Source organism: Moorena sp. SIO3H5 (assembly GCF_010692395.1).
In the GTDB taxonomy this organism is placed as follows: domain Bacteria; phylum Cyanobacteriota; class Cyanobacteriia; order Cyanobacteriales; family Coleofasciculaceae; genus Moorena.
The window spans coordinates 23,515-45,789 of sequence record NZ_JAAHHS010000025.1 but is presented as its reverse complement, the minus strand read 5'-3'; the positions used below and the strand labels follow the sequence as shown (position 1 = coordinate 45,789).

Annotated in this window: 18 protein-coding genes; 14 read left to right on the top strand and 4 right to left on the bottom strand. The window is 43.8% G+C overall.

What is annotated here, in order from left to right; genetic code table 11:
* Positions 1-56 precede the first annotated feature (56 nt).
* The 4 genes from F6K52_RS04385 (at position 57) to F6K52_RS04370 (ending at position 4,288) form a co-directional block, all read left to right on the top strand.
* Positions 57-2,084: a GNVR domain-containing protein gene (locus F6K52_RS04385; RefSeq protein ID WP_293074587.1), complete on the top strand. Its 2,028-nt coding sequence runs from the start codon at positions 57-59 to the stop codon at positions 2,082-2,084.
* A 3-nt stretch (positions 2,085-2,087) separates the two neighbouring features.
* Positions 2,088-3,485: an alpha-L-arabinofuranosidase gene (locus F6K52_RS04380; protein ID WP_293074584.1), complete on the top strand. Its 1,398-nt coding sequence runs from the start codon at positions 2,088-2,090 to the stop codon at positions 3,483-3,485.
* A 218-nt stretch (positions 3,486-3,703) separates the two neighbouring features.
* Positions 3,704-3,967, top strand: a complete 264-nt coding sequence (locus tag F6K52_RS04375) for a hypothetical protein (protein WP_293074581.1) — start codon at positions 3,704-3,706, stop codon at positions 3,965-3,967.
* Between the two features lie 9 nt (positions 3,968-3,976).
* Positions 3,977-4,288 (top strand): acyltransferase, encoded by a 312-nt coding sequence (locus F6K52_RS04370; RefSeq protein ID WP_293074578.1) that lies wholly within the window; start codon positions 3,977-3,979, stop codon positions 4,286-4,288.
* Between the two features lie 157 nt (positions 4,289-4,445).
* Here F6K52_RS04370 and F6K52_RS04365 read toward each other — a convergent pair whose 3' ends face one another.
* Positions 4,446-5,162, bottom strand: coding sequence for a ComF family protein (locus F6K52_RS04365; protein WP_293074575.1), 717 nt, complete (start codon positions 5,160-5,162; stop codon positions 4,446-4,448).
* 278 nt (positions 5,163-5,440) lie between these two features.
* Here F6K52_RS04365 and F6K52_RS04360 point away from each other — a divergent pair, with 278 nt between their 5' ends.
* Positions 5,441-8,044 (top strand): putative PEP-binding protein, encoded by a 2,604-nt coding sequence (locus tag F6K52_RS04360; protein ID WP_293074572.1) that lies wholly within the window; start codon positions 5,441-5,443, stop codon positions 8,042-8,044.
* A gap of 109 nt (positions 8,045-8,153) precedes the next feature.
* Here F6K52_RS04360 and F6K52_RS04355 read toward each other — a convergent pair whose 3' ends face one another.
* Positions 8,154-9,428, bottom strand: coding sequence for a glycosyltransferase family 4 protein (locus tag F6K52_RS04355; RefSeq protein WP_293074569.1), 1,275 nt, complete (start codon positions 9,426-9,428; stop codon positions 8,154-8,156).
* Between the two features lie 1,243 nt (positions 9,429-10,671).
* Between F6K52_RS04355 and F6K52_RS04350 the strand changes: the two genes are divergently transcribed.
* The 8 genes from F6K52_RS04350 (at position 10,672) to F6K52_RS04315 (ending at position 19,943) form a co-directional block, all read left to right on the top strand.
* A complete protein-coding gene (locus tag F6K52_RS04350) occupies positions 10,672-10,818 on the top strand; it encodes a hypothetical protein (RefSeq protein WP_293074566.1) in 147 nt (48 codons plus the stop codon).
* 664 nt (positions 10,819-11,482) lie between these two features.
* Positions 11,483-12,652: a DegT/DnrJ/EryC1/StrS family aminotransferase gene (locus F6K52_RS04345; protein ID WP_293074563.1), complete on the top strand. Its 1,170-nt coding sequence runs from the start codon at positions 11,483-11,485 to the stop codon at positions 12,650-12,652.
* Positions 12,653-12,655: 3 nt separating this feature from the next.
* Positions 12,656-13,543 carry a cyanoexosortase B gene (crtB, locus tag F6K52_RS04340; RefSeq protein ID WP_293074560.1) on the top strand — a complete coding sequence of 296 codons (888 nt, stop codon included), beginning with the start codon at positions 12,656-12,658 and terminating at the stop codon, positions 13,541-13,543.
* 195 nt (positions 13,544-13,738) lie between these two features.
* Positions 13,739-14,566 (top strand): cyanoexosortase B system-associated protein, encoded by an 828-nt coding sequence (locus F6K52_RS04335; RefSeq protein ID WP_293074556.1) that lies wholly within the window; start codon positions 13,739-13,741, stop codon positions 14,564-14,566.
* Between the two features lie 202 nt (positions 14,567-14,768).
* Positions 14,769-16,157 carry a polysaccharide biosynthesis/export family protein gene (locus F6K52_RS04330; protein WP_293074553.1) on the top strand — a complete coding sequence of 463 codons (1,389 nt, stop codon included), beginning with the start codon at positions 14,769-14,771 and terminating at the stop codon, positions 16,155-16,157.
* 232 nt (positions 16,158-16,389) lie between these two features.
* Positions 16,390-18,552 (top strand): tyrosine-protein kinase domain-containing protein, encoded by a 2,163-nt coding sequence (locus tag F6K52_RS04325; RefSeq protein ID WP_293074548.1) that lies wholly within the window; start codon positions 16,390-16,392, stop codon positions 18,550-18,552.
* 100 nt (positions 18,553-18,652) lie between these two features.
* Positions 18,653-18,805 (top strand): hypothetical protein, encoded by a 153-nt coding sequence (locus F6K52_RS04320; RefSeq protein WP_293074545.1) that lies wholly within the window; start codon positions 18,653-18,655, stop codon positions 18,803-18,805.
* Between the two features lie 106 nt (positions 18,806-18,911).
* Positions 18,912-19,943 (top strand): glycosyltransferase, encoded by a 1,032-nt coding sequence (locus tag F6K52_RS04315; RefSeq protein ID WP_293074542.1) that lies wholly within the window; start codon positions 18,912-18,914, stop codon positions 19,941-19,943.
* Positions 19,944-20,304: 361 nt separating this feature from the next.
* Here the strand turns inward: F6K52_RS04315 and F6K52_RS04310 are convergent, their stop codons facing one another.
* Positions 20,305-21,243: a putative 2-dehydropantoate 2-reductase gene (locus tag F6K52_RS04310; protein WP_293074539.1), complete on the bottom strand. Its 939-nt coding sequence runs from the start codon at positions 21,241-21,243 to the stop codon at positions 20,305-20,307.
* Positions 21,244-21,295: 52 nt separating this feature from the next.
* Here F6K52_RS04310 and F6K52_RS04305 point away from each other — a divergent pair, with 52 nt between their 5' ends.
* Positions 21,296-21,583: a hypothetical protein gene (locus F6K52_RS04305; RefSeq protein WP_293074537.1), complete on the top strand. Its 288-nt coding sequence runs from the start codon at positions 21,296-21,298 to the stop codon at positions 21,581-21,583.
* Here F6K52_RS04305 and F6K52_RS04300 read toward each other — a convergent pair.
* Positions 21,566-22,114, bottom strand: coding sequence for a hypothetical protein (locus F6K52_RS04300; protein WP_293074533.1), 549 nt, complete (start codon positions 22,112-22,114; stop codon positions 21,566-21,568). The two genes, F6K52_RS04305 and F6K52_RS04300, sit on opposite strands and share 18 nt — an antisense overlap.
* Between the last annotated feature and the right edge of the window lie 161 nt (positions 22,115-22,275).

The following is a 22,275-nucleotide window of genomic DNA, read 5'->3' as shown; positions in this document are numbered from 1 at the left end:
TTGATATAAATTTATAGTTTATCTAAGTAACATTGTAATTTCTAGGAATATATATTATGAAAAAAGTAGCTGCTATCCTGAATAGACATTGGACAATTTTATTAGTTTTTAATTTGTTGGTGCTGGGAGCTAGCTTTGGAGCCTTTTCTTTATTAAAGCCTTTTTGGATTGCTAAAGCACAGCTAATTCTACCAGAAACAGGCAAGTTACAAGCTAGTTTAGGAACCCTTGGGTCATTAACTAAGGGGGATTCTAAATTGGCGACTAAGAGTCATCCTCTGAATATGCAGGCATCGATTCTAAACAGTGATGCTTTGATGAGGCGCTTGTTGGAGTCTGACCCAGAGAAAACGGATTTTAAAAGGCTGGTTCAATACAAGAAGTTGTTCGCGGTATCTCCTGACGAGGAATCGACTACGATCTGGTTGAATGCCACTGGGGATAGTCCAAAATTAGCAAGAGATCGAGTCAAGGCACTGATCAGTGCGTATCAGGAGCGTCTGAATGAACTACGTCAAGCAGATGGTACCACTAGGGTTGAGTTTAATAAGAAAGCGCTGGAGCGAGCTAAGCAAAAATTGGATCAGTCTCAGGAGGCATTAGCAAAGTTTCAGGAATCCTCTGGTTTAGTGAATAGCAAAGCCCAAACTGAAGGACTGGTGAGGGCAATTACTGATCTGAGTATTAGCCAAGCTCAGGCTCAAGCTCAAGCTCAAGCCAGTCAACATCAGCTTCAAATCCTATCGACTCGTTTGGGTCTTACTCCTAAACAAGCAATCCGCTCTTTAGGTCTGGCAGAAAACCGGGATTACCAGTTTGTGCGGCAGCAGTTGACTGAACTGGAAGCGACTTTGGTCAAAGCTCAAACTACTTATACCTATGCTCATCCCGAGATCCAAAATCTGCTGCTACAACGTGAGCAGTTGCAGCAGCAGATTCAGCAGTACATCTTTCTAGGAGCTGGTGATACGTTAGTAGACCCGACGCTTACTGATAGTGCTCAAGGAAGAGCAATGTTAATCCAGCAACTGATTCTGGAGGAAAGTGCTGCTAGTGGTCAACAACAACAGGCTGAGCAATTACAGCAGCAGATTGACCAGATCAAAAGTACTTTAACGGTGATTCCTGTCCATCAGTCTAGGCTGCTGGAACTAAAGCGACAGTACAATGTGGCTGCGGGAGTCTATAACGGTTTAGTTGCTCAAATGGAGCAAGTCAATCTTGATGCTTTTAGTGCTTATCCCAATGTACAGGTGCTTGACCCTCCCACTGTTGACGAGAAGCCTGCTGGTCCAAAGAAGTTGTTAATCATAGCTAATGGTTTTCTGGCATCGGCAGTGGGTAGTATAGCGCTGGTATTGCTGCTAGAACGGCGCAACCCACTGCTGAGCCCGAAAGATCTACAGGCAATCAAGTTCCCGATGGTGGTCAATATCCCTCATCTGAGACACGCTGGTATGGGATTAGAGCTGGGTACAGAAACGGATGTAGAGTTTCAGCGACTAGCATCGGTGATTAGCTTACGCTCTGGAGAGGACCGTCGCATCTTGATTACTAGCGCGATGGTCTCAGAAGGCAAAACTACTGTCACTCTGGGATTGGCGAGAGCTCTGGTAGATTTAGGGTTTCGGGTCTTGGTAGTAGATGGAGATTTCCGACAGGCAACCCTTTCTCAACGCTTAGGTCATCACCATGATCCCCTCAAACCCGGACAGCCGGTGAAGATTCAACCGAGTCTTGACTTACTGCCTACCTCCCACAAAAAAGGCAAAATTGTGGAGCTGGTGACTCAGGGGAAATTTGAGCAGAGCCTAGCTACTGCGGAGGAATCGGGTGACTATGACTATGTTTTGATTGACAGTGCTCCGGTCAGTATGACCAGTGAAACTGCCCTGATGGCTGCTGTCATCGGTAATTTGTTGTTTGTTGTTCGACCTGAGATTAGTAAGCGTGACTTTGTCAGTGACAGCTTGGAACAACTGGCTCAGCACAATGCTCAACTGTTGGGTTTAGTGGTGAATGGGGTAGAAACTAAGTCCAAACCCTACTTGTACAGATCCAGTGATACTTTAGTGAAGTCATAAGCGATGAAACGTAGAACATTACTCCAGCTAGCAGTATCTGGCGCTGCGATCGCATTCCTCTTACCAAGACTCTTTGAGGAGGAAACCGCTACTAATTCGGTAAGAGCATCACCAATACAAAATTTGTGGTTGTCCGGAAAGTCAATTAACACTAAAGTTAGGGTGGATTGGACAAAGCCAGTCGCACAAACTACACCCTTCACCTTTGGCTCCAACGACTACGAAATTACTATTCTCGAAAAGGCATCAGACTCGGATTTCCAGGAGCATCTGGCGGAACTGGATATCAGGTTAATCCGGATTCACCATATCGATCTATGCGAACGTTGGACGAACCGAGCTACCAAAACCTGGGACGAGGCAAAAATTAAAGCCTGCTACGATGCCTCTTATCCCCAACAGCCTACCATTATCCAAAACATTCCCCGCTGGCCTAGTTGGATGGCTACAGATCGGGGTGGTCTACTGTCGAGAAAGGAGTATGACAACTATGCTACCTTCTGTGCTCAACTGGTGGAGATTCTCAATGGACGCCAGCAACGACAGATTAAGTACTGGGAACCTTTAAATGAACAAGATGTTGCTTATCAAAAAGCGGGTAAGTTGAATCAGCTGTGGGTGATCTACAACAAAGTGGCAATGGCAATGAAAGCAGTAGACCCCTCAATTAAGGTGGGAGGACCAGTCTTGACTTGGGATGAACCTAAACGACTAGAAGATTTTCTGAAGAAATGTGCTTCCAATGTAGACTTCATTTCCTGGCATCGTTACGCCAGTGGCAATCCCAAGGAGTCCACAGACAAACTGATGTCCTACACACCAGAGTATCGGAGGCAGGTGGAGAATTTTCGCAAACTAACAGCAAAATACATTCGGGACCGAAAAGTACCATTGTTATTGGGAGAATATAACATCAACTACTCATGGAACTCTGGTGAAGATCGTCAAAATACCCATGTCGGAGCGGTTTGGTTTGCTTCAGTATTCAAACATTTAGCTGACGCTGGAATTGACATGGCGACCTCCTGGCATCTCAAGGATCAGTATTACGGCATGATCGACCACATGAATAATCTGCGACCAGCTGCAACTGTATTTCGCTGGGCGATCAAGTACCTGACTGGGAAGGTGATGTATACCCAGAGCGGCCATAAGTTTGTGGAGGCTATGGCAATAGAGCAGTCCAATCAACAGCGATCGCTATTGTTGATCAATAAATCAGCCAAACTTGCCAGAATCAGGATTGAGGGAACAATCGATGTGGCCAAGACTCGAAGGCTACCCATGTTTTCTTTAGATGCCAACGGTGTCAAGAGCAGTACCCTAGCAACAAGGCTACTGAAGTACTCATCGGTGAGATTGAATCCTTACTCTCTTGTGTTACTGCGTTTGAGTAATTAGTGATTAGGGATTAGCGATTAGGCATGATAGCACTAGGTATTAAGTACCAGAAGTATTAGACAACAGAACTGAAAAAGATTTAGTGAAAAAGATTCACCGAAGCCTTATTCCACTTAATCGAACACCATTAAACTGAAAATTAACACCTAACAGCTTGCTCTAACTATCAAAACTAGGTTGACAGAGTACTAGTTATTTTGATTCACCAATTTCGTGTCATGCAGCAGATTAATCACCCATTTTTCACATTTCTCGCTAATCTTTATTTTGAGGCTAAGCGTTTATACTATCAGTTTCGATACCCCAATCTAACCCTTGCCAAAGGAGTGCAGATCAAAGGCTCTCTTGAGGTAGCAGGTAGTGTTAAGGTAGTGATTGGCTCAGGTTCTCGCTTGGGTAAAGAGGTATTTATCTATGGTTCTGGTGAAGTCACTATTGGTTCAAATGTACTACTAAATGGGTCTTGTATAGGTTGCGAGTAATCAATTACCGTGGGAGATGAATGTCTAATTTCTGACTGGTTTCTTGCTGATAGCGATTACCATAACCTAGAACCCCACCTGCGTCACTGTCCTCGAGGACCAAAGGTTTCAGCTGAGATTGTGATTGAGCGAAATGTCTGGATTGGAGCCAGAGCTACGGTTATGAAAGGGGTACACATTGGAGAAAATAGTGTGGTAGGTTTAGGCAGCGTGGTTCGTAAGTCTGTCCCTCCCGGTGTGGTAGTTATTGGGAATCCCCAGCAAATTGTGAAGCATTTCAAACCAGTAAGTACTGAGCAGTTAGTACTAACTGCTCAGTAAGACTCTGTGACTGAGAACTTTGGTACTGTCAGGCTTTGTTGTTTCTAGAGCATTGCTTCAGTAATCAAATTTGACGGAAAATCTATAAATTTTCATCACCGGATCACCCTATTATCCCATCACCCTATTATCCCATCATCAACTGACCCACATTTTGTCATGACTTTACCGATGGTCTAGGTGTTGCGATCGCCTTTGGCGCGGCAAAGGCGATCGCAACTGACCCATATACGGTTATTCCATGCTTTCTCAGGGTAGTGGTGGCTGATTGGACTGTAGCTCCGCTGGTGTAGATATCATCTAGGATTAGTACGGGTGAGGTGCTATGATGTCTGAGAAAGTGTTTACCAATAATAAAGGCATCTGCTAGGTTTTGCGCTCGCTCTTGGACAGATAAACTAAACTGAGGTTGAGTTGCCCGGACTCTTTCTAAACCCAGTGGTGCTTGTTTGTAACCAGTTAATTCACAAAAACTTTGGGCAATCAGCTCTGCCTGGTTGTAACCTCTTTGTTGCTGTTTTGTAGGGTGCATGGGAATGGGAACTACTATTAATTTTTGCTTTTGGCTAGGGGTGGCTGAGGATTTTAACCAAGCTTTACCCAGCCAATGGCCCAAGGGATGTGCTAGCTGGGGTTGGTTTTCATATTTTAGGGCAGCGAGTACTCGTTTTAATGGACCACCGTAATTGCCCCAGACAAACAGTGGGAGATTTTGATTACATAAAAATTGATTTTTGTCAAGTTGGCAGCGGAGTAACTGCTGCTCGCAATAATCACACAATTCATCAGTGGCAGGGCGCTCACATAGGGGACAGTTCGATTTCAGAAAGAGACTTAATAGACCCTTTTTCAGGGTCTCAATTCCCTGTAACATAATTTTGGGGATTTATTTGGCATGATATTTCTCAAGATGCCAATACTGACAATGAGAATCCCTCAGTATTTTTACCGTTTTCTGCCTCTAAGACCGTGATGCAAAGCACAGGAAGGATTAATAATATCATGTCCAGTTGACTACTTATCATTCTTGGTTGAGACTCAATTTTTAATTAACGATTTATGTGAATAGGACGTGATTAATGGTAAGAGATATTATGCCTTCGAGATATGATGCCAAAATCCCGGAGCAATAACAGGATTAGGCGGCGATTTGTGGATAATCTTTACTCTCTTGATCTGATTCAACCTTCAGAGTATCCCTTCGTGGGCAATGAAGCCTTTAACTTAAGTCAGCTCTTGCAACGGGATTATCCTGTTGTACCTGGCTTTGTGGTAAGTGCAAAGGCATTGTGGGAATTTATCGCAATTCTAGGTGAGTCTGAACCCCTGTTAGCTGATTTACCTTCTTCTTATCTTTACGTAGATGTAGACAATCCTCGCCAGCTACAGCAAGTGGCTCAGCAAATTCGTCACAAAATTCAAGGGGCGACTTTACCTTCGGTGTTGGCATCAACGCTATCGGAAATATCAGAAACTACACTCGCCCCAGCAGCAATTTTTCACCCTTCCTTATCCATGACATCACCAAGGTCGGGAATGGAAGAGGACACTGGGGAAACTGGAGTGGCAAGATTAGATCAACCCCAGATTTTTTCAACCTTACCAGATAAAATTTTGGGATCCTATATTTGCCCTAGGCAACCACTAGCAATGGAAGTGTCTTTAAAACAGGTTTGGGCAGAACTATTTCGCGCTAGAAGTCTATTTTACTGGCAACGGCATAGTATTGGTCTCCAGCAGCTCAATTTGGGAGTCTTGATACAACCCATGTGGGATGCGATCGCTTCTGGTACACTCCAGATTAACCAAGGTGAGGGTTACATCCAAGCGACTTGGGGGTTAGGTACTGCATTGGCGAAGGGGGAAGTAGTGCCAGACTATTACCAAATTGAGATCGAAACTGGTATTGTTCTAGCCTCACGACTCGGTCGTAAAACCCGTGCCTATGGATTGTGTCTGCAACCAGACTCATTATCACGAACTGAGAACACTGTGCAACCCTATCTACTCAGTGAGGAGCAACAAAAACAGTACACCCTAAAGGATAAATACCTCCAAGAGCTAATTACTATCAGTCAGCGTCTAGTTGCTGATATTAGTCCTACCTTTTCCCTAGAATGGACACTATGGCAAACCTCAGAAAACTCAGAACCAGAGTTACAAATTACGAAATTTAGTCCTCAAACTGGGCAAAAGTGGGATGCTAGCCAGTTGAGGGTTGAACCGTCACATCATGCTTCCAAACTAGCTTACTCTGTTGGTTCTACTACTTCCTACGGCAAGCTGTTTACGTCTCTACAAGTGGGTAGCCGACCCAATGTGCTTGAAGCCTCATCGGACTCCATTGGGAGCAACTTTAGTGAACACACTGTCAACCCATCCATCACGCCTATGCTTGTGAGAGGATTACCCGCAGCACCAGGAAGAGTTACAGCCACTGCTCATGTGATATCGGGTGAGGGCAAAAACGTCTCAGCAATTCTATCTGGTAGAATTTTGGTTGCCCAAAGTGTTTCTCCTGACTGGCTACCTGGGCTCAAGCACGTAGCCGCTATTATTACTGAACAAGGAGGGATAACTAGTCATGCTGGGATTATTGCTAGAGAACTTGGTATTCCCTGTGTTGTGGGTGCGGCTGGTATTACCCAAATCATCGAAACTGGTGAGTCTCTACTTGTGGATGGGGGACAGGGAGAAGTTTATCGACTAGGAGCTAAGCAAGGGTTTCCGGTTCAAAAGTTGCATGACTCAGGATTAAGAAAAAGGGAAGCAAAAGTCAACTTTCATCCCTTCAACTTTCAAAATACTTTCCCCATTGCTACTAAATTATTGGTTAATCTTAGCCAGCCGGACTCCCTAGAAAAAATTGTGGGTTTGCCAGTGGATGGAGTGGGGTTATTGCGTTCAGAACTGATGATGTTGGAGATTTTGAATAATGTGCACCCCAGTCAGTGGCACAGACAGGGTAATGAGCGTGAGTTGGTAGAACGCTTGGCTCAGTTAATTGTTCAATTTACGGTTACCTTGGCACCACGTCCTGTATTTTATCGCTCCACGGATTGGCGCTCCCATGAATTTCCATCCCTGAGTGGAGATCACCTGGTAACGGAAGCGGAAGTTAACCCGATGCTCGGTCTACGTGGCACTCGTCGCTATCTGAGTGACCCAGCTAGCTTTGATCTGGAACTGGCAGCTTTACAGGAGGTTTATGCTTACGGCTGCAGGAATTTACGGCTGATTTTGCCCTTTGTACGTACTGTGGAAGAGTTTACCTTTTGCCGCCGTCGGGTAGAACAGGTAGGACTTACTGATAATCCTGATTTTCAACTTTGGATTATGGCAGAAGTGCCATCTGTGTTGTTTCTGCTACCAGACTATGTTAAAGCAGGTGTTCAAGGAATTTCTATTGGTACTAATGATTTGACGCAACTTTTACTAGGAGCTGATCGGGAGCAGAGGCAGTTGGAAACACTGGTGGCAGGGTGCCATCCAGTGGTCACGCAAGCAATTCAGCAACTAATCGAAATGGCAAAAGAAGCTGGTATTCCTTGCTCAATTTGTGGTCAAGCTACGGTTCAGGATCCGGAACTGATTGATCTGTTGGTGGAGTGGGGAATTACTTCGATTTCTGTTGATGTTAAAGATGTGGAAGCTACTTACCAAGCAATTACCCGTGCTGAGCAACGTTTACTCTTGGAAGCAGCACGAAATAAGTCAAAAGGTTTGAGTGGAAAAGCCAAAGGGGAAAACATCTAAATATATGGAAGTTCTAAATTGGGTTATGATATCCAGTCCGGTAGTATCAGTGAAAATTACCACGTACCACGGGACAGGATTTGATTTGATGTATCTGGTCTCACCTAGGTTATAAATCTGAAAACTGCTGTAATTCAATCAATGAATTATGGTGAGGCTTCTTAGTAATTTGAGTTAATAGTGCTTCATAACGGTTAAGAGCCTTTTGATAGGCGAAGTGATTCAGAGCAAATTTTCTACCTTGTTTACCTAGAGATACCCCCTGCTCAGGGTTTTCATACAATTCGACAATTGCAGATGCTAAAGCCTGGGGCTTTTGTGGTGGTACCACCACACCGCCACCACTTTTCCGAACAACTCGTGCTGCAGTTCCATTCAAAGGCACAGAAGCAATGATGGGTCGTCCGCAAGCCAATAGCACTTGAATTTTTGAGGGCATATTAAAGGAAACAACGTTACGCTTTTGCACAACTAAACCTATATCTGCTGCTGCCAACATTTCTGGTAACTTCTCTCGGGGTTGGAAGGGTAAAAGCTTGACATTACTAGCGTTGCAAGTCTGACAGTCTTGCTGTAGCTGCTGTATAGCCTTAGATTCTCCAACAATGACGAAGACAATTTCTGGAATATGCCTGACCAGAGTAGCCGCCTTTACTACTGTTTCCAGTCCCTGAGTCAGGGCAATATTACCGGAATAAAGTACTACGAACTTGTCATCAAGATGGTAAGCAGTGCGAAAGGAATTACCTTCTTTCGGTAAGGGACGGATAACATTAACATTCGCCCAGTTGGGGATACAGGTAATTTTGTCTGATGGTACTCCTTTACTGACTAAATTGTCAACGAATCCCTCAGAAATCACACTAATTTTATGAGCAGTGTGGTAGGCAAACTTCTCTAAAGCTTCAAAGATACGGATAGCTAGTTTGTTTCTAATTAGACCAACCTGTACAGCAGCTTCTGGCAAAATATCCTGTAAATTCAGTAATATTGGGCAGTTGTAGAACCAAGCGAGTAAAGCAGCTGGTACACTAACCGCCAGGGAGGGTACTGTCAGTAGAATCACATCAGGTCGCCAGCCCCTCAGAGCCTGAATAAAACTGGTCACGACGAAGCTACCATCCAGTAGTATCCGTGTCATCACACCAGGTTTTGGTCTAATCCAGACATAGGAGCGTTGAATTATTACTCCCTTTTTTTCTTCAGTCAGATACCACTTACCCTGATATTTATCATAGATACAACGCTGGGGATAGTTCGGCATACTAGTGACGACTCGTACTTGATGCCCTGCTTTGACCAAACCTTCTGCTAGTTCTGTCATTAATGGGGCAATGCCTATCGGTTCAGGATGATAATTATAGGAGTAGATTAATATGCGCATGAATGTTATTGGTAGAGCGAGTAGTCTGTCAAGTTAACCTTTGACAGGTGGACAAGCGATGCATCGCTTTTTACAATTGCTACACGAACGAAAGACCTATATCTAGTTAGTTAGCTCTATCAGTTACTTAGGAACTGGTGTCTAATTATCCTAGATAGTTTAGTGTTTGAATTTTCACTTTTAAGAGAAAAATTTTCACTTTTAAGAGAAAAATTTTCTCTTTACTAATTCAAAGAGTTTGGTTTAACTTTTGACGTTATAGCGTTGATGACTAGATAGTCAATCTGCTTTGTATGTTAATGCTTATGGACTGAAGCAACAACGAATATACCAAAAGCTATTAATCTCCATAGAGCAGTAGGTTAGACAGACGTGCTTAGGCGCTATTATCTCTAATAATACAGACAAAAAAACTAAATTCATCTGACCTTTTGCACCAGGCAATAATTAGTCCTAACAATTAGAGTATCTCCTGCTGTTCATTCCCTTTCATTGGTTTTATTCATATAGCTATAAAAACTATCAATTCCACTACTGCTGTAATCTTAGATAGTTTTTTAAGTGTTGATTTCTGCATAAAAAATTTCTTGATAAAGGCAGATAATTAATAGATACCTAAGCTTTATAGGTCTCTATCTGTTATTTTAGATAACGCTAATGGTGTTGCTGGTTGTATCAAAATTATCTATATAGTATAAGAGTATCTATTTTATAGATAAAGTTTATAAATGAGTCGTGAAATTCAAACTAGCTGAAAGTATTATTTCAAAAGGGTGCTTTGTTCATAACTCAAATGTAAACACCATAGGACTATACCAAAATATTGGGTCCAGCCATGCTACTATGCCCCACTACCTGTTTTTATAAAGGAACTACCGGAAAGCTTATCAAAAACAGCTGTTAATTTTCAATAATTTAATTTTAAAGATTGTGTGAATTAAATGTAAAAATATATATGTATTATAACACTCTATGGGTAAATCTGAAATCCTTAATTAGCTAGGAGCTAGTTTTGGCACATAATACTGGATTAATCAGCTATAGAATTTATAAGCTGTTTAGGAAAAAATGAGAAGCAATTCTTTTAAGGCTATAGCCGCTGCTCTAACGGTGTTTCCAAATTAATAGTGTTGGCGAATTACCTCCAAACTTCAGCAAAGTGATGCAGGCCGATATTCAGGAGCCAGTGGGGTCTTGGGTGTTGCCCCGATGAGGGACTGCATCAAGACAGGTGCGGACGCAGGTGAACTACGCAGCCCCTCCCGAAGACCGTGCTGGCCTAGAAACCCCCACTCGCGCTTTGCATGGCTTACAGGGAGTTATAAACGTGGATTTGGAATCAGGCTATCAAGGGAAGGGCTCTTCTAATTATCTTGCCTTAAGTGGTTAGCCCAAAATAAAAAATCAGTAAAGACTTTGTGAAGAATTTTGTGAAGAAATGGTAAAGAAAATGGAAGATAAGACCCAGTAAGGCTTACAAAAATAAGCGATCGCAACAGCATAGTTCTTAGAGAACACGAATAAGCGCGAAGCATTTACCGGATTGGTCAGCAGGAGATATTCAGCACACTCTGTACTCAGCACTCCTTAATGACTAAGTTTGGTAAACCAGAGGAATTCAGAACCCTAAAATCTTACCCAATTCCCCCTAAAGTAAAGGAAAAGCCCACTTTTGGGTAAGATGTTTGAGGGGTTTTGGTAATGATGTGTCATGCCACAGTGGTTTTGGGAACGCTGTAATTGTAATCAAGAACGGTAGGGATGGGTAAACCGGGGATGGGACAATGGCGGACAAACCACCAAAACTGCTAACTAAGTTTACACTTCATTAGCTGATCGCTTTATTTATATACAATTTTCCGAGAGTCAGTTATATTCTGCTATGGTCAAAGCCCCAATAACTCACTCCTACCAGTGGCTAAAACTTTACCAAATCTTGACAGTTATAAGGTGTTAACTCATGTAGATTCAACATACATTCAAGAAGAGAATAATGATGTGAATCTGTGCTGTTAATACCGATACAGTGTACTATCAAGTCCTATACAAAATAGATGAGTTACCAAGTTCCGGTCAAAGTTCCCTTCGTTTCACTAGCTCAACAACACGAACCTATTCAAACCGAGCTAAACCAGGCAATTCAAGCTGTAGTGCAGCAGGGAGATTTTGTTCTAGGTAAAGCGTTGATCAATTTTGAGGAGGCGTTTGCGGCTGCTTCTGGTGTCGAATACGGTATCGGAGTGGGGTCTGGCACCGATGCGATCGCACTTGGATTACAAGCCTGTGGCATTAGGGCTGGGGATGAAGTGATTTGTCCTGCTAACACCTTTATCGCTACAGTGATGGGCATCATAGCTGCTGGTGCTACGCCAATTTTGGTGGATTGCAACCCTCGTACTGCTCTAATTGATCTCGATAGTGCCAAACAAGCAATTACAGCCAAAACCAAGGCAATTGTCCCTGTGCACCTTTACGGTCAGATGGTATCTCCGAGTGAGTTAATGGCATTTGCTGATGCCCACAACTTACTAATTTTTGAAGATGCAGCACAAGCTCACTTAGCAAAGCGAGAGGATTATTATGCTGGTTCTGTGGGCAAGGCGGCAGCATTTAGTTTCTACCCCAGTAAAAACTTGGGTGCCTTTGGTAACGGTGGCATGGTAATCACTAATGATGCTACTGTGGCAGAAAAAGTGCGATCGCTTCGCAATTACGGAGCACCTCGCAAATATTTTCATACCGACATCGGCAAAAATAGCCGTTTAGATACGTTACAAGCTGCTATTCTCAATGTTAAACTGCCTTATTTGACTGAGTGGAACCAGTCACGGTACTGGGCAGCTGGGCAGTACGACAATCTACTCAAGGCTTTGGAAGATCAGGGGATTGTGCCCATAGAAAACCACAGCGGGCCAGGTCATGTCTACCACCTTTATGTGATTCGGGTGGGTCAACAATGTCCTTTTAACCGAGAGAGTATCCAGGATGCTCTGGCCTCAGTGGGAATTCAAACCGGTATTCATTATCCAATTCCTTGCCATCTCCAGCCAGCTTACAAGTACTTGGGATATCAAGCCGGTGACTTTCCCCATGCGGAAGCTCTGTGCAATGAGATTTTATCTCTACCAATTTATCCCAACTTGAGCAAGGAGCAGATTGAGCAGGTTGTTGATGGGTTAGCTAATTTATTAGGCGTGCTTGAGCCATTAGTTATTAATCATTAAACTATGCAAATTGGACGCAAAATTCCTATTGCCATTGATCGCTATCTACTGGACGGTTTGATCATCGCTTTGCTAGTCATTATTTATGGTCCTGTGCTGATGCATTGGTATGATGGCTGGCTCAACAAAAGTATCAGCATTACCCATGAATACTTTAGCCATGGTTTGATTGGGCTACCGTTTGCTGCCAATATTGTGTGGATGAACCGACGACGGTGGCATAAGCTTACTGATACAGCGCATCCCTTTGGTGTAGTCTTACTGATCATTGGAGCAGTAAGCTATCTTAGCGGTCAATCAGAACTGGTAAATTTATCGTTTCCAATAGTTTTAGCTGGTATGAGCCTATGGTTAAAAGGGATTGGTGGCTTTAAGCTACAAAGTTTTCCTTTGCTGCTAGTGGCTTTGGCAACTCCAACAGCAGTTCCCTATTTGATTGAACCTTATATCTTGCCCCTACAACGCTTTATTGCTGCCATGGCTGCCTTTATTCTGACTCAGTTTGGGATGAATGTCAGACTCGAAGGGATTAACTTGTTCGTAAGTGACCGAATTGTGGAGGTAGCCCCCCACTGTGCTGGTCTTAAGATGTTATTTACTTGCCTGTATGTGAGTTTGATGTTGCTTTACTGGAGCGGTGCTATTGAGTCACGTCTAAAGACTATTTGGCTGTTATCCGGTGCGGTGCTTATCAGTGTTAGTGCGAATATTGTCCGCAATAGTGTGCTTACGTTTTTCCATGGCAGTGGGCAAGATAACGCATTTCATTGGCTCCATGAAAGCTGGGGCGGCGACCTGTATTCAGCGATGATGTTAGTGATGTTGGTTCTATTAATGAAGTTCATTGAAAAATACTTGCCCTCAGACAGCCAACTTGACTCCCTTGGCTAAGCATCAAGATTAAACGTTATATAGCAGTTCTCAATGGGGTGAGATAAAAAATTCAGGATTTTAGGGAATAGGGAGTAGGGAGTAGGGAATAGCGATGCAGCGCCTTCACGCGGGGGTTTCCCCCATGAGCGACTGCATCAAGACGGGGTAAGAAACTTGAAGGTACCTCATAAGTCTGAGAAACGCTATAGAATCATGAAATCAGTAAGTTTAATTAAGTTAATCCAGCCCTGGCAAATCTCCAGGGGAGTCTTACTGGTGTTGCTGTTAGTCTTGGTAATAATCGGAGCAGTACCAGGTTACTTGACAGGAAACTGGCCTTGGGCAAAACTGCCACCAGTGACTAACCTCCAACAGATAAAAGTTATCCGCAAGACGGGAATAGAACTATCTGACTGGCAAACTGTTGAGCAACAAACCATAAGGATTGGCGGCCATAAATGGTCTTTGCAGTTCATAGAGCAGGATCAGCAAAAACCAGTGTGGTTATTTTTGCTTCCCCAAAATGGTCCTAAATCCCAGCCACAGGTAGAATGGGAAGATATTAGCGGATTTATGAGACAACGATTGGGACAATGGAAGACGGATTCTTATAGTCAAATCAAGTTTGTGGTCAACGGATCTGATGTTGAGGGGAAGACCGAGGCTGATCCGACCATCACAACCCAGCCCAAAAGCCACCCCAAAAGTGTGGTTAACGCGCGTTTCTTTCGTGCGTGGAATCAGCGGCAAACCTTCGCAATAGTACAATGGTATGCCTGGCGAGAAGGTGGTAATCCTGCTCCTAGCCGTTGGTTCTGGGCTGATCAATTGGCTCAGTTACACCGGAAACGGGTGCCTTGGGTTGCGGTGAATATCCAAATTCCCATAGAACCTTTGGGTGATCTGGAAAATTCTAGGCCAATAGCCGAATCTCTCAGTAAAATGGTTCAGACTGCTTTGATGAGCGATCCTTTTGCGGAGGAAGCTAGTAGTATTGAAAGTATCAAGGATCAAGGCTCAAAGATGAAGGCTCAAGGATGAAGGATGAAGGCTCAAGGATGAGGAATAAAGGATCAAGGGTGAAATGGGTTTATTGCTGAAACACTTAGGGTTGACTAAAACGTTTATCGACAACTAGAAGTTAAACGTCAGAGTTGCCTCTTCAGACTTACCACTTCAGACTTTATACTTCCCACTTCAGACTTGAGATTTCAGACTTGAGATGATACGTGACCATTGGAAAATGACAACTGACACCCACAGGTTTGGTAACCAAGTTCTGAATTTATCTTTGTTTGGGGGTACCGTATTATTCTGGCTGGTTAGTTCTGGAGTTTGGGTCAGCCCTGGTTTGGCTAAGCTTGTCGGAAATTTACCGACATCAGTTCAAAATCTTGGCGATGGGATTAGCGATCGCGCTCAGTTGCCTACGTTTAGTTCCATGGAACGGGAAACAAGGGAAACTGTTGAATCAGGGGAAAGGGAAAGGACTGAACTGGAAACCCCTAAGACAACCCCTGAGACAACCCCTAAGACAACCCCTGAGACAACCCCTGAGACCATAGAGGTAACGGAAACGTTGCCACCTCCACCACCGTTGAGCAACCCTGAACCGGTCTCAGAGGAGAATCGATTAGAACAGTTGGAGGAAATATTACCTCCTTTGGGCTACCCAGAGACTCTGTCACAGGTGAGTCCATCTGATGAATTTAATCGCCACTACCTAGGGCGAGAAGATGTAATCGCAGTGAGTGTGACAAATTTTCCGAATCTGGCTTTTCAAAGTGCTATTGATTCTGACGGAAATATTGTGGTACCGCTGTTCGGTAAGCTACGAGTGGTGGGACTTACTCTAGAGGCGGCTCAAGATATAATTCAAAATGTCTTAAATGAATTTGTGATTGATCCTGAAGTAGTTGTGAGCCTACTGAGTACACCACAGGTTCAGATTACGGTGAGTGGTGAGGTGTTTCGACCAGGCTATTACCCCCTGGCACCAGGAACTCAACCGAATCAAGCCCTAACTGCTGCGGGTGGTACGACTACGATTGCTGATTTGCGGACTATTTTGATTCGTCGTAAGTCGGTGGTGAATAATTCCATCATTGAGCGAGAAATTGATTTGCTGACACCGCTGCAAAATGGGACAACTCCATCGGAATTGAACCTCCGGGATGGGGATGCTATTATTGTGCGAAAGTTGGAGGTGGGTAATACTACCGATTATGATCGGCAGCTGGTAGCTCGTTCTAATCTAGCTCAACAACAAATCAGCATTCGAGTGTTGAGCTATCCTAATGGCACAATTGGTAACTTGACATTAGCTAATGGTAGTACGTTTATTGATGCTTTAACAGCAATTTCTCCTAACCCAGATAATGCTGATTTGGATAGCATTGCCTTAATTCGTTTTGATCCAGAACAGGGCAAAGCAGTTACTCAAAAACTAGATGGGGAAAAGCTACTAAAGGGTGATGTTTCCCAAAATGTGCCACTTCAAAATGACGATGTGATCGTGGTGGGTCGAAGTCTTGTTGCTAAGATTTCTGCCGCTCTGAGTCTGGTGACTCGACCCTTTAGTGATTTTCTGGGATTCCAGAACTTTTTTGAGGAAATACAAGACCTGTTTTGAAAAGCTTTGGGTATGACGGGACAAGAAATCGATGGCACCTCTCCCCTAGGGGGTTAGCTTTTCCATCGACAGGACAAAAATCTCCGGATACCTTAATGAATGGACAGAAAACTCCACTAGCTGTCTTGGTTTGTAACTGGTGCTCAGAGTCCCTGTTGACTCAGCGCTAAAAATAGGAATAGGCTACAGGATTTTTCTATGACTGCTGCCTTAACAATAGCGGAAACTACTTATGACTCCCCCTTTTGTCACACGTTACCTGATTGCTCTCAATCAGCATAAGTTAATCGGCTTTGCCACGTTTTTCCTGATTACTGGCATATCCGGCATTGTGGCTATACAGCCAACGCCAGCTCCGATTTACCGAGCTGAAGGTCGCTTGATATATACCACTCCTGTGAAGGTATTTTCCCAGACAGGGGTACAGATTTCAGAACAAGGTAAACAAAGGGCGACACCGGAAACGCTTCTGGCAGACAATGTGGTTAAGGAAGTAGCAGCTGGGATGCAAGTCAGCTCCAAAGACATTGTTAAAAATACAGTGGTGAAATTGCCAAAACCAGAAGGACCACAATTTATTTCGGTAGTCTATAGGGATAAGAATAAGGAAATTTCTGCAACCATCGTCCAAATGCTGATGGAGAAAATGGTGGAACAGAGCCGTTTTATCAACACAGCACAACTAAGACGGATTATTGAAGCGATAGAAGAACGTTTGCCTAAGGCGGAGCAGGAACTAAGGGAAGCGGAACAAAAACTGGAACAGTATGACCGTGTACAAGGACCAGCTTTATTTGCTGCTCAAGATGGGACGTTAGTGGGTGGGATTACTGGTAGCCAACAACAACAACGTAGTCTTGAGATACAGCTAGAGGGGGTTGAGGCTCAATATTCTAGCTTAATCGAACGGCTAGGTTTGACCCCTGACCAAGCTTATACGTCTTCTGCCCTTAGTGCTGACCCGATCATTGCTAGTCTGCGAGCTCAGATTCTGGATACTGAGACACAGATGGAACTGCTAAAGGGGCAGTTGCGTCCGCAACATCCAACTATGATTGAGTTGCGCAAACAGCAACAGACTTACGAGACTTTACTTCAAGAACGTGCTGGTGAAGTTCTCGGTGGTAATGGGTTTACCTCTCCATTGCCCAGTCAAATCCGCCAAGACAGTACCCTCGACCCGGCACGGCAGGCACTGGCTAATCAGCTGGTAGCTCTGCAAACCCAGCGGGAATCACTTCAACGGCAGTTGGTAGCTACCGAAAAAACGGAACAGGAACTAAGACAGCAATATCAGCAGCTGCCCAATAAGCAGCTGGAGCGAGGGCGACTGGCTCAGCAAGTGGCTTTTAAGCAGGAATTTTACAATCGGTTGCAGGCGGCATTAGCAGATACCAAAATAGCTGAGGCGGAGACTGAGAGTAGTCTTGCGATCGCTGGGATTGCAGAACCGAGAGCACTTCAGGCCCAGACAGCAAGTAATCCGATCGTTACTTTGGCAATAGGTGGTGTAATCGGTATTGTTGTAGGTGCTGGTGTGATTCTGCTGCTATCAACCCTGGATAATACTTTATACACGCCAGAGGATGTTAAGCCCATACTTCGGGACAATGGTGTGCCATTATTGGGGGATTTACCGACAATCGGTATCAAGTCCTACCGGGGTGAAGCTGCTATAATAACTCGACCAGAGGCTTTGGAGTTGGAGTTCTACGAACGGTTCCGCACTAATCTTCGTCTGCGGGAGGAACCTGCGGTAAAAGTGGTGTTGGTGACTAGTACGGCAGGGAATGAAGGAAAGACGATCGTGGCTTACAATTTAGCGATCGCATCTGCCCAGGCCGGTATGCGTACTCTGTTGGTAGAAGGGGATTTGCGATCGCATTCTGTCGCTCAATCTCAAGAAGTGATTCACCTAATGGACGCGCCACTGGAACCTTTGCGCTTCTATGGCTCTAAGAGTGAATGTATTCATTTAGCCCAAGATTTTGAAAATCTCTATATTCTCCCTAGTCTCGGTCCCCAGCGCAAAGCTGCGGGAATCCTAGAATCGAGTGAAATGAAGCATTTGCTGGAAGATGCTCGTGGTCGCTTTGATTTTGTTGTGGTTGATTCTCCTAGTCTGTCCCGTTGTAATGATGCCCTATTACTACAACCATTTACTGATGGGATTGTGTTAGTTACTCGACCAGGCTATACCCAGGGAAGTATTTTATCTCAGGTAATCGAAGAGTTAGATGAAAACGAGGTACTGTTGGGAGCAGTTATCAACGATATCAAGCAGCTACAACCTCCTGTTCCTGTGGATACTGGCAGGGGGTATTCAGCGGTAGATACTCCTGTGGATCAAACCCCAGCAAAGAACCATAAAGTTACTAGTGGAGTAGGGAGATAGGGAATAGGGAAAGAGAGGGAAGTGTGGGAGGTGTGGGAAGTGTGGGGAGATGGGGAGATAGGGAGTAGGGAATAGGGAAAGAGAGGGAAGTGTGGGAGGTGTGGGGAGATGGGGAGATGGGGAAATGGGGAGATGGGGAGATGGGGAGTCACAGGTTTTAGGGAGTCGGGAGTCGGGAGTCGGGAACAAAATTCTCTCAATTAATTTAGCATTGCTTAAGAACGGCGATAATTATCCAGAATTCTTGATTTAGTAATACTAAAGTAGTGGGCTTTTTTTGCTTGTAACTGATAGACTTGAAGCACATCATAACGTGGTTAATCTATCAGCTTATGGGTTTATCTAAGGTAACATTAATCGTGACTCAGAGGGAGCGGTTTAGTTTAACAAAGCCTTCCTTAGACAGTATTATTGCTGATTATTCTTCTTATCCTTTTGAGCTAATCTATGTAGATGGCAATGCTCCATCATCTGTGCATGAGTATCTGCAACAGCAGGCAGATAAACATGAATTCATGACTTTGATCCATCGGGGACGCTATTTGAGATCAAATGTTGCTCGTAACATAGCTCTACCGTTTGTTAAGGATGCGGATTACATTGTTTTTATTGACAATGATGTGATTGTAGAGCCTGGTTGGTTAAAAGGTTTGGTTGAGTGTGCTGAACAAGAGCAAGCTGGTATCGTTGCTCCCCTAATTTTACAAGGGCAACCAGGGTCCCCTGATATTGAGGTACATGTTGCTGGGATTAAAACCAAGTTTCACCAAAGAAAGCATGGTAAAAAGTGGTTTGAGCAAAAGCAGTTGCTCTACGCTACTAAATTACGGGATGTTGAGCAGGATTTACATCGTACCCCAGTAGATTCTATTGAGTTTCATTGTATCCTAGCTCGTCATTCTCTGATCAAGTCTATTGAACTCGATGAAGTCTTTGATAGCTTGGCAAGTCATACCGATTTATGTATGCAGGCAACGAATTTAGGAGAGAAAATTTTCCTGGAACCAAACTCTAGAATCACTTTCCTCAATCCTCGACAGATCACTCGGTTTGACCAGGATGATGTGCCATTTTATGTATTTAAATGGAATGAACAGTCTGTACGAGATGTGTTCTCTCGTCAAGTCAAAAAGTGGAATTTGGCAAAAGATGATCCTTCAATGTGGTCGATTTGGAGGTGGGTGATTGAGAATCGTCAACTCCCGGCTAAGTGGTCAACTCAAGAAGGTAGTTTCGAGAGAAAGTTATTGGATTTCTGTCAGCGTCGCTGGTGCCCAAGTTGGCTGCGCACACTGTTAGAATCCTATGTGATTAAGCGCGCATTTCCTGAGACTGGGATTGCTGACAATTTAGTGGAAAATATAAGTAGTAAACCTTCGGTGACTGTTTAGGGAAAAGGGAATAGGGAATAGGGAACAGGGAGTAGGGAGTAGGGAGTAGGGAGTAGGGAGTAGGGAGTAGGGAACAGGGAGTAGAGATCCCCCCTAGCCCCCCTTAATAAGGGGGGGATATGATTACCTTAAAACCCTCTTTACTATTGCTAGGATGTCTATTGCCTATTGCCTTAATCATTTGTGTTCAAAACTATCCGATTTGGTAGAGATTTTATTGATGCAGTCTCTACTTTTTTTTGATTAGTAAATCTGGGTTAAGTGATTCATCCTATGGTGGGCAGTGCCTATCAATCCAATGGCAAGGTTTGGAATCTGTGTGATCCACTGCCCACCCTACATTGACTGACTATGAGATGCACTATAGCCGATTCCTAATATCCAAAAACTTCAACTGTCGATAAAGCATAGAAATCATGGGCAAATCAACTCCTGCTTTCTTTGCCATCCCCAAAGGATTGCCGACAATTGCCTCAACTTCCAAGGGTCTTTTTCCATCAAAATCCAGTTTCATGCTGGTTAAATAAGGTTTCATGTTTTCGGTATGGTCGAGCATTTTTTGGATAAAGCGATCGCTTATTATCCGCGCACAACTCTTTGCCCCTGCTAGCACTTCCTGCATTATTTGTTCTGCTAGAAGCCGCGTATCGGCATTGGCCATGATTTCATCTGTTCTGGCATTTAAAATTACGGAAAGACTATTATAAGGAATATTCCAAACTAACTTCTTCCACCTAGCTAAGAGCAAATCTTCGTTCAACTCAATAGGAATTCCTGCGGTTTCAAAATCCCTAGCGATTTCGCTCATTTGTTCTGTAATGCCAGCCGCTTGATAGTTAGCCGCATATTGCCCTAGGATAATACTACCATAGTCGATGTGGTTAATCTGGCCTTGCCCTACTTTATTAGAACAAATAACACACAACCCACTGATTAGGGTATTATTTTCTATGATGTTGGCAATTTCTGGTTCGAAATTGATACCGTTTTGTAAGAGCAATACTATGGTATTTTTGTTTATTAATGGCGGTAATAGGTCTGCCAAAACATGATTTTGCGTTGCTTTTAATGCCACTACAATCACATCGCAATTGGGCATTTTTTTAACATCGTTATAGGCATCGACTTCCGGCAGAGTAAAATCACCATCTACTGATTTGATAATTAAACCGTTTTCCGCGACATGGTGGTAGTCGCTACGGAGTAAAAAGCTGACTTTATGACCGGCTTTTTGCAGTTTGGCACCGTAGAATCCGCCAATAGCTCCGGTGCCGATAATTCCATAAGTTCGATTTGACATTTTGAGAAGATGGCTCTGCTAGGGTGGCAAATTAGTTAGACAAGAAGAGGAGATGCTGATTATCAGAATACTGATTATTATAGCTATGCCAACTCTGACGGTGCGTTACGGGACGATGCTGTTGGCGAAATATTTCGTGAACATTCCAAGAAGCCCCATCAGCCCTCACCCCCAGCCCCTCTCCCAACCTTGGGAGAGGGGAGCAGATTACGGAAGAATAAGGGTTTCACGAATTCGCCAGCAGCATCCGTCCCTAACACACCCTACGAGGCTCTGTTCCCTGTTCCCTGTTCCCTGTTCCCTGTTCCCTGTTCCCGACTGCCTATCGACCTTTATCTAAGTCAGCATAAATGACAATTTCTATACCTAAGATTAGCAATAGGATAAACTCAACAGCGCAGATGAAATGAACTATCCAGGGGAGAGTAGTTCCAGAAAACCAGAAGGTAAATAATGCGAGTAAACCTGAGCAAACAAAGGTAATTTCGTCAATAATTAATTGCTCTATTTTTCGTCTTTCTCGGCGTCGATCGCTTCTATGAGCAATTTCCCAGCCAAAGATAGACTCAAGGTCGGGATGGCCGGTGTGGGCTTTGATTTTTTCAGTTAGAGTTAGGCGGAGATATTTGCCAATGGCGGAAATTTTTTCATCGTTGACTAAGTAAGTCCATCCTAGAATCAGACAAACCCAAGGAATAACTAGAAGGGCATAGGAATTAGTTTTATTGGAGAGGGCGAAGGAGAGAACGCCACCAAAGATTCCTAGGGTTATATAAATCATCTGGTCTCGGAAGCCAATACGCTGGGCTTGCTCTTCTTTCAATTTTTCGTATTCGAGCATAAATACTTGGAGTATCTGTTGGTCGTCCATAGCCCTTTCGTTGCTGAATGCTTACCTGTCATCTTTTTTATCTCATTTATACAGCAGTTTTCATATTAATCAAGTACACAGATCGATTTTTTGCCTGCTCCCTGCTCCCTATAAGTAGGACAAAGGCTATATCTAAAGAAATCATCTAAAATAAGGGAAAT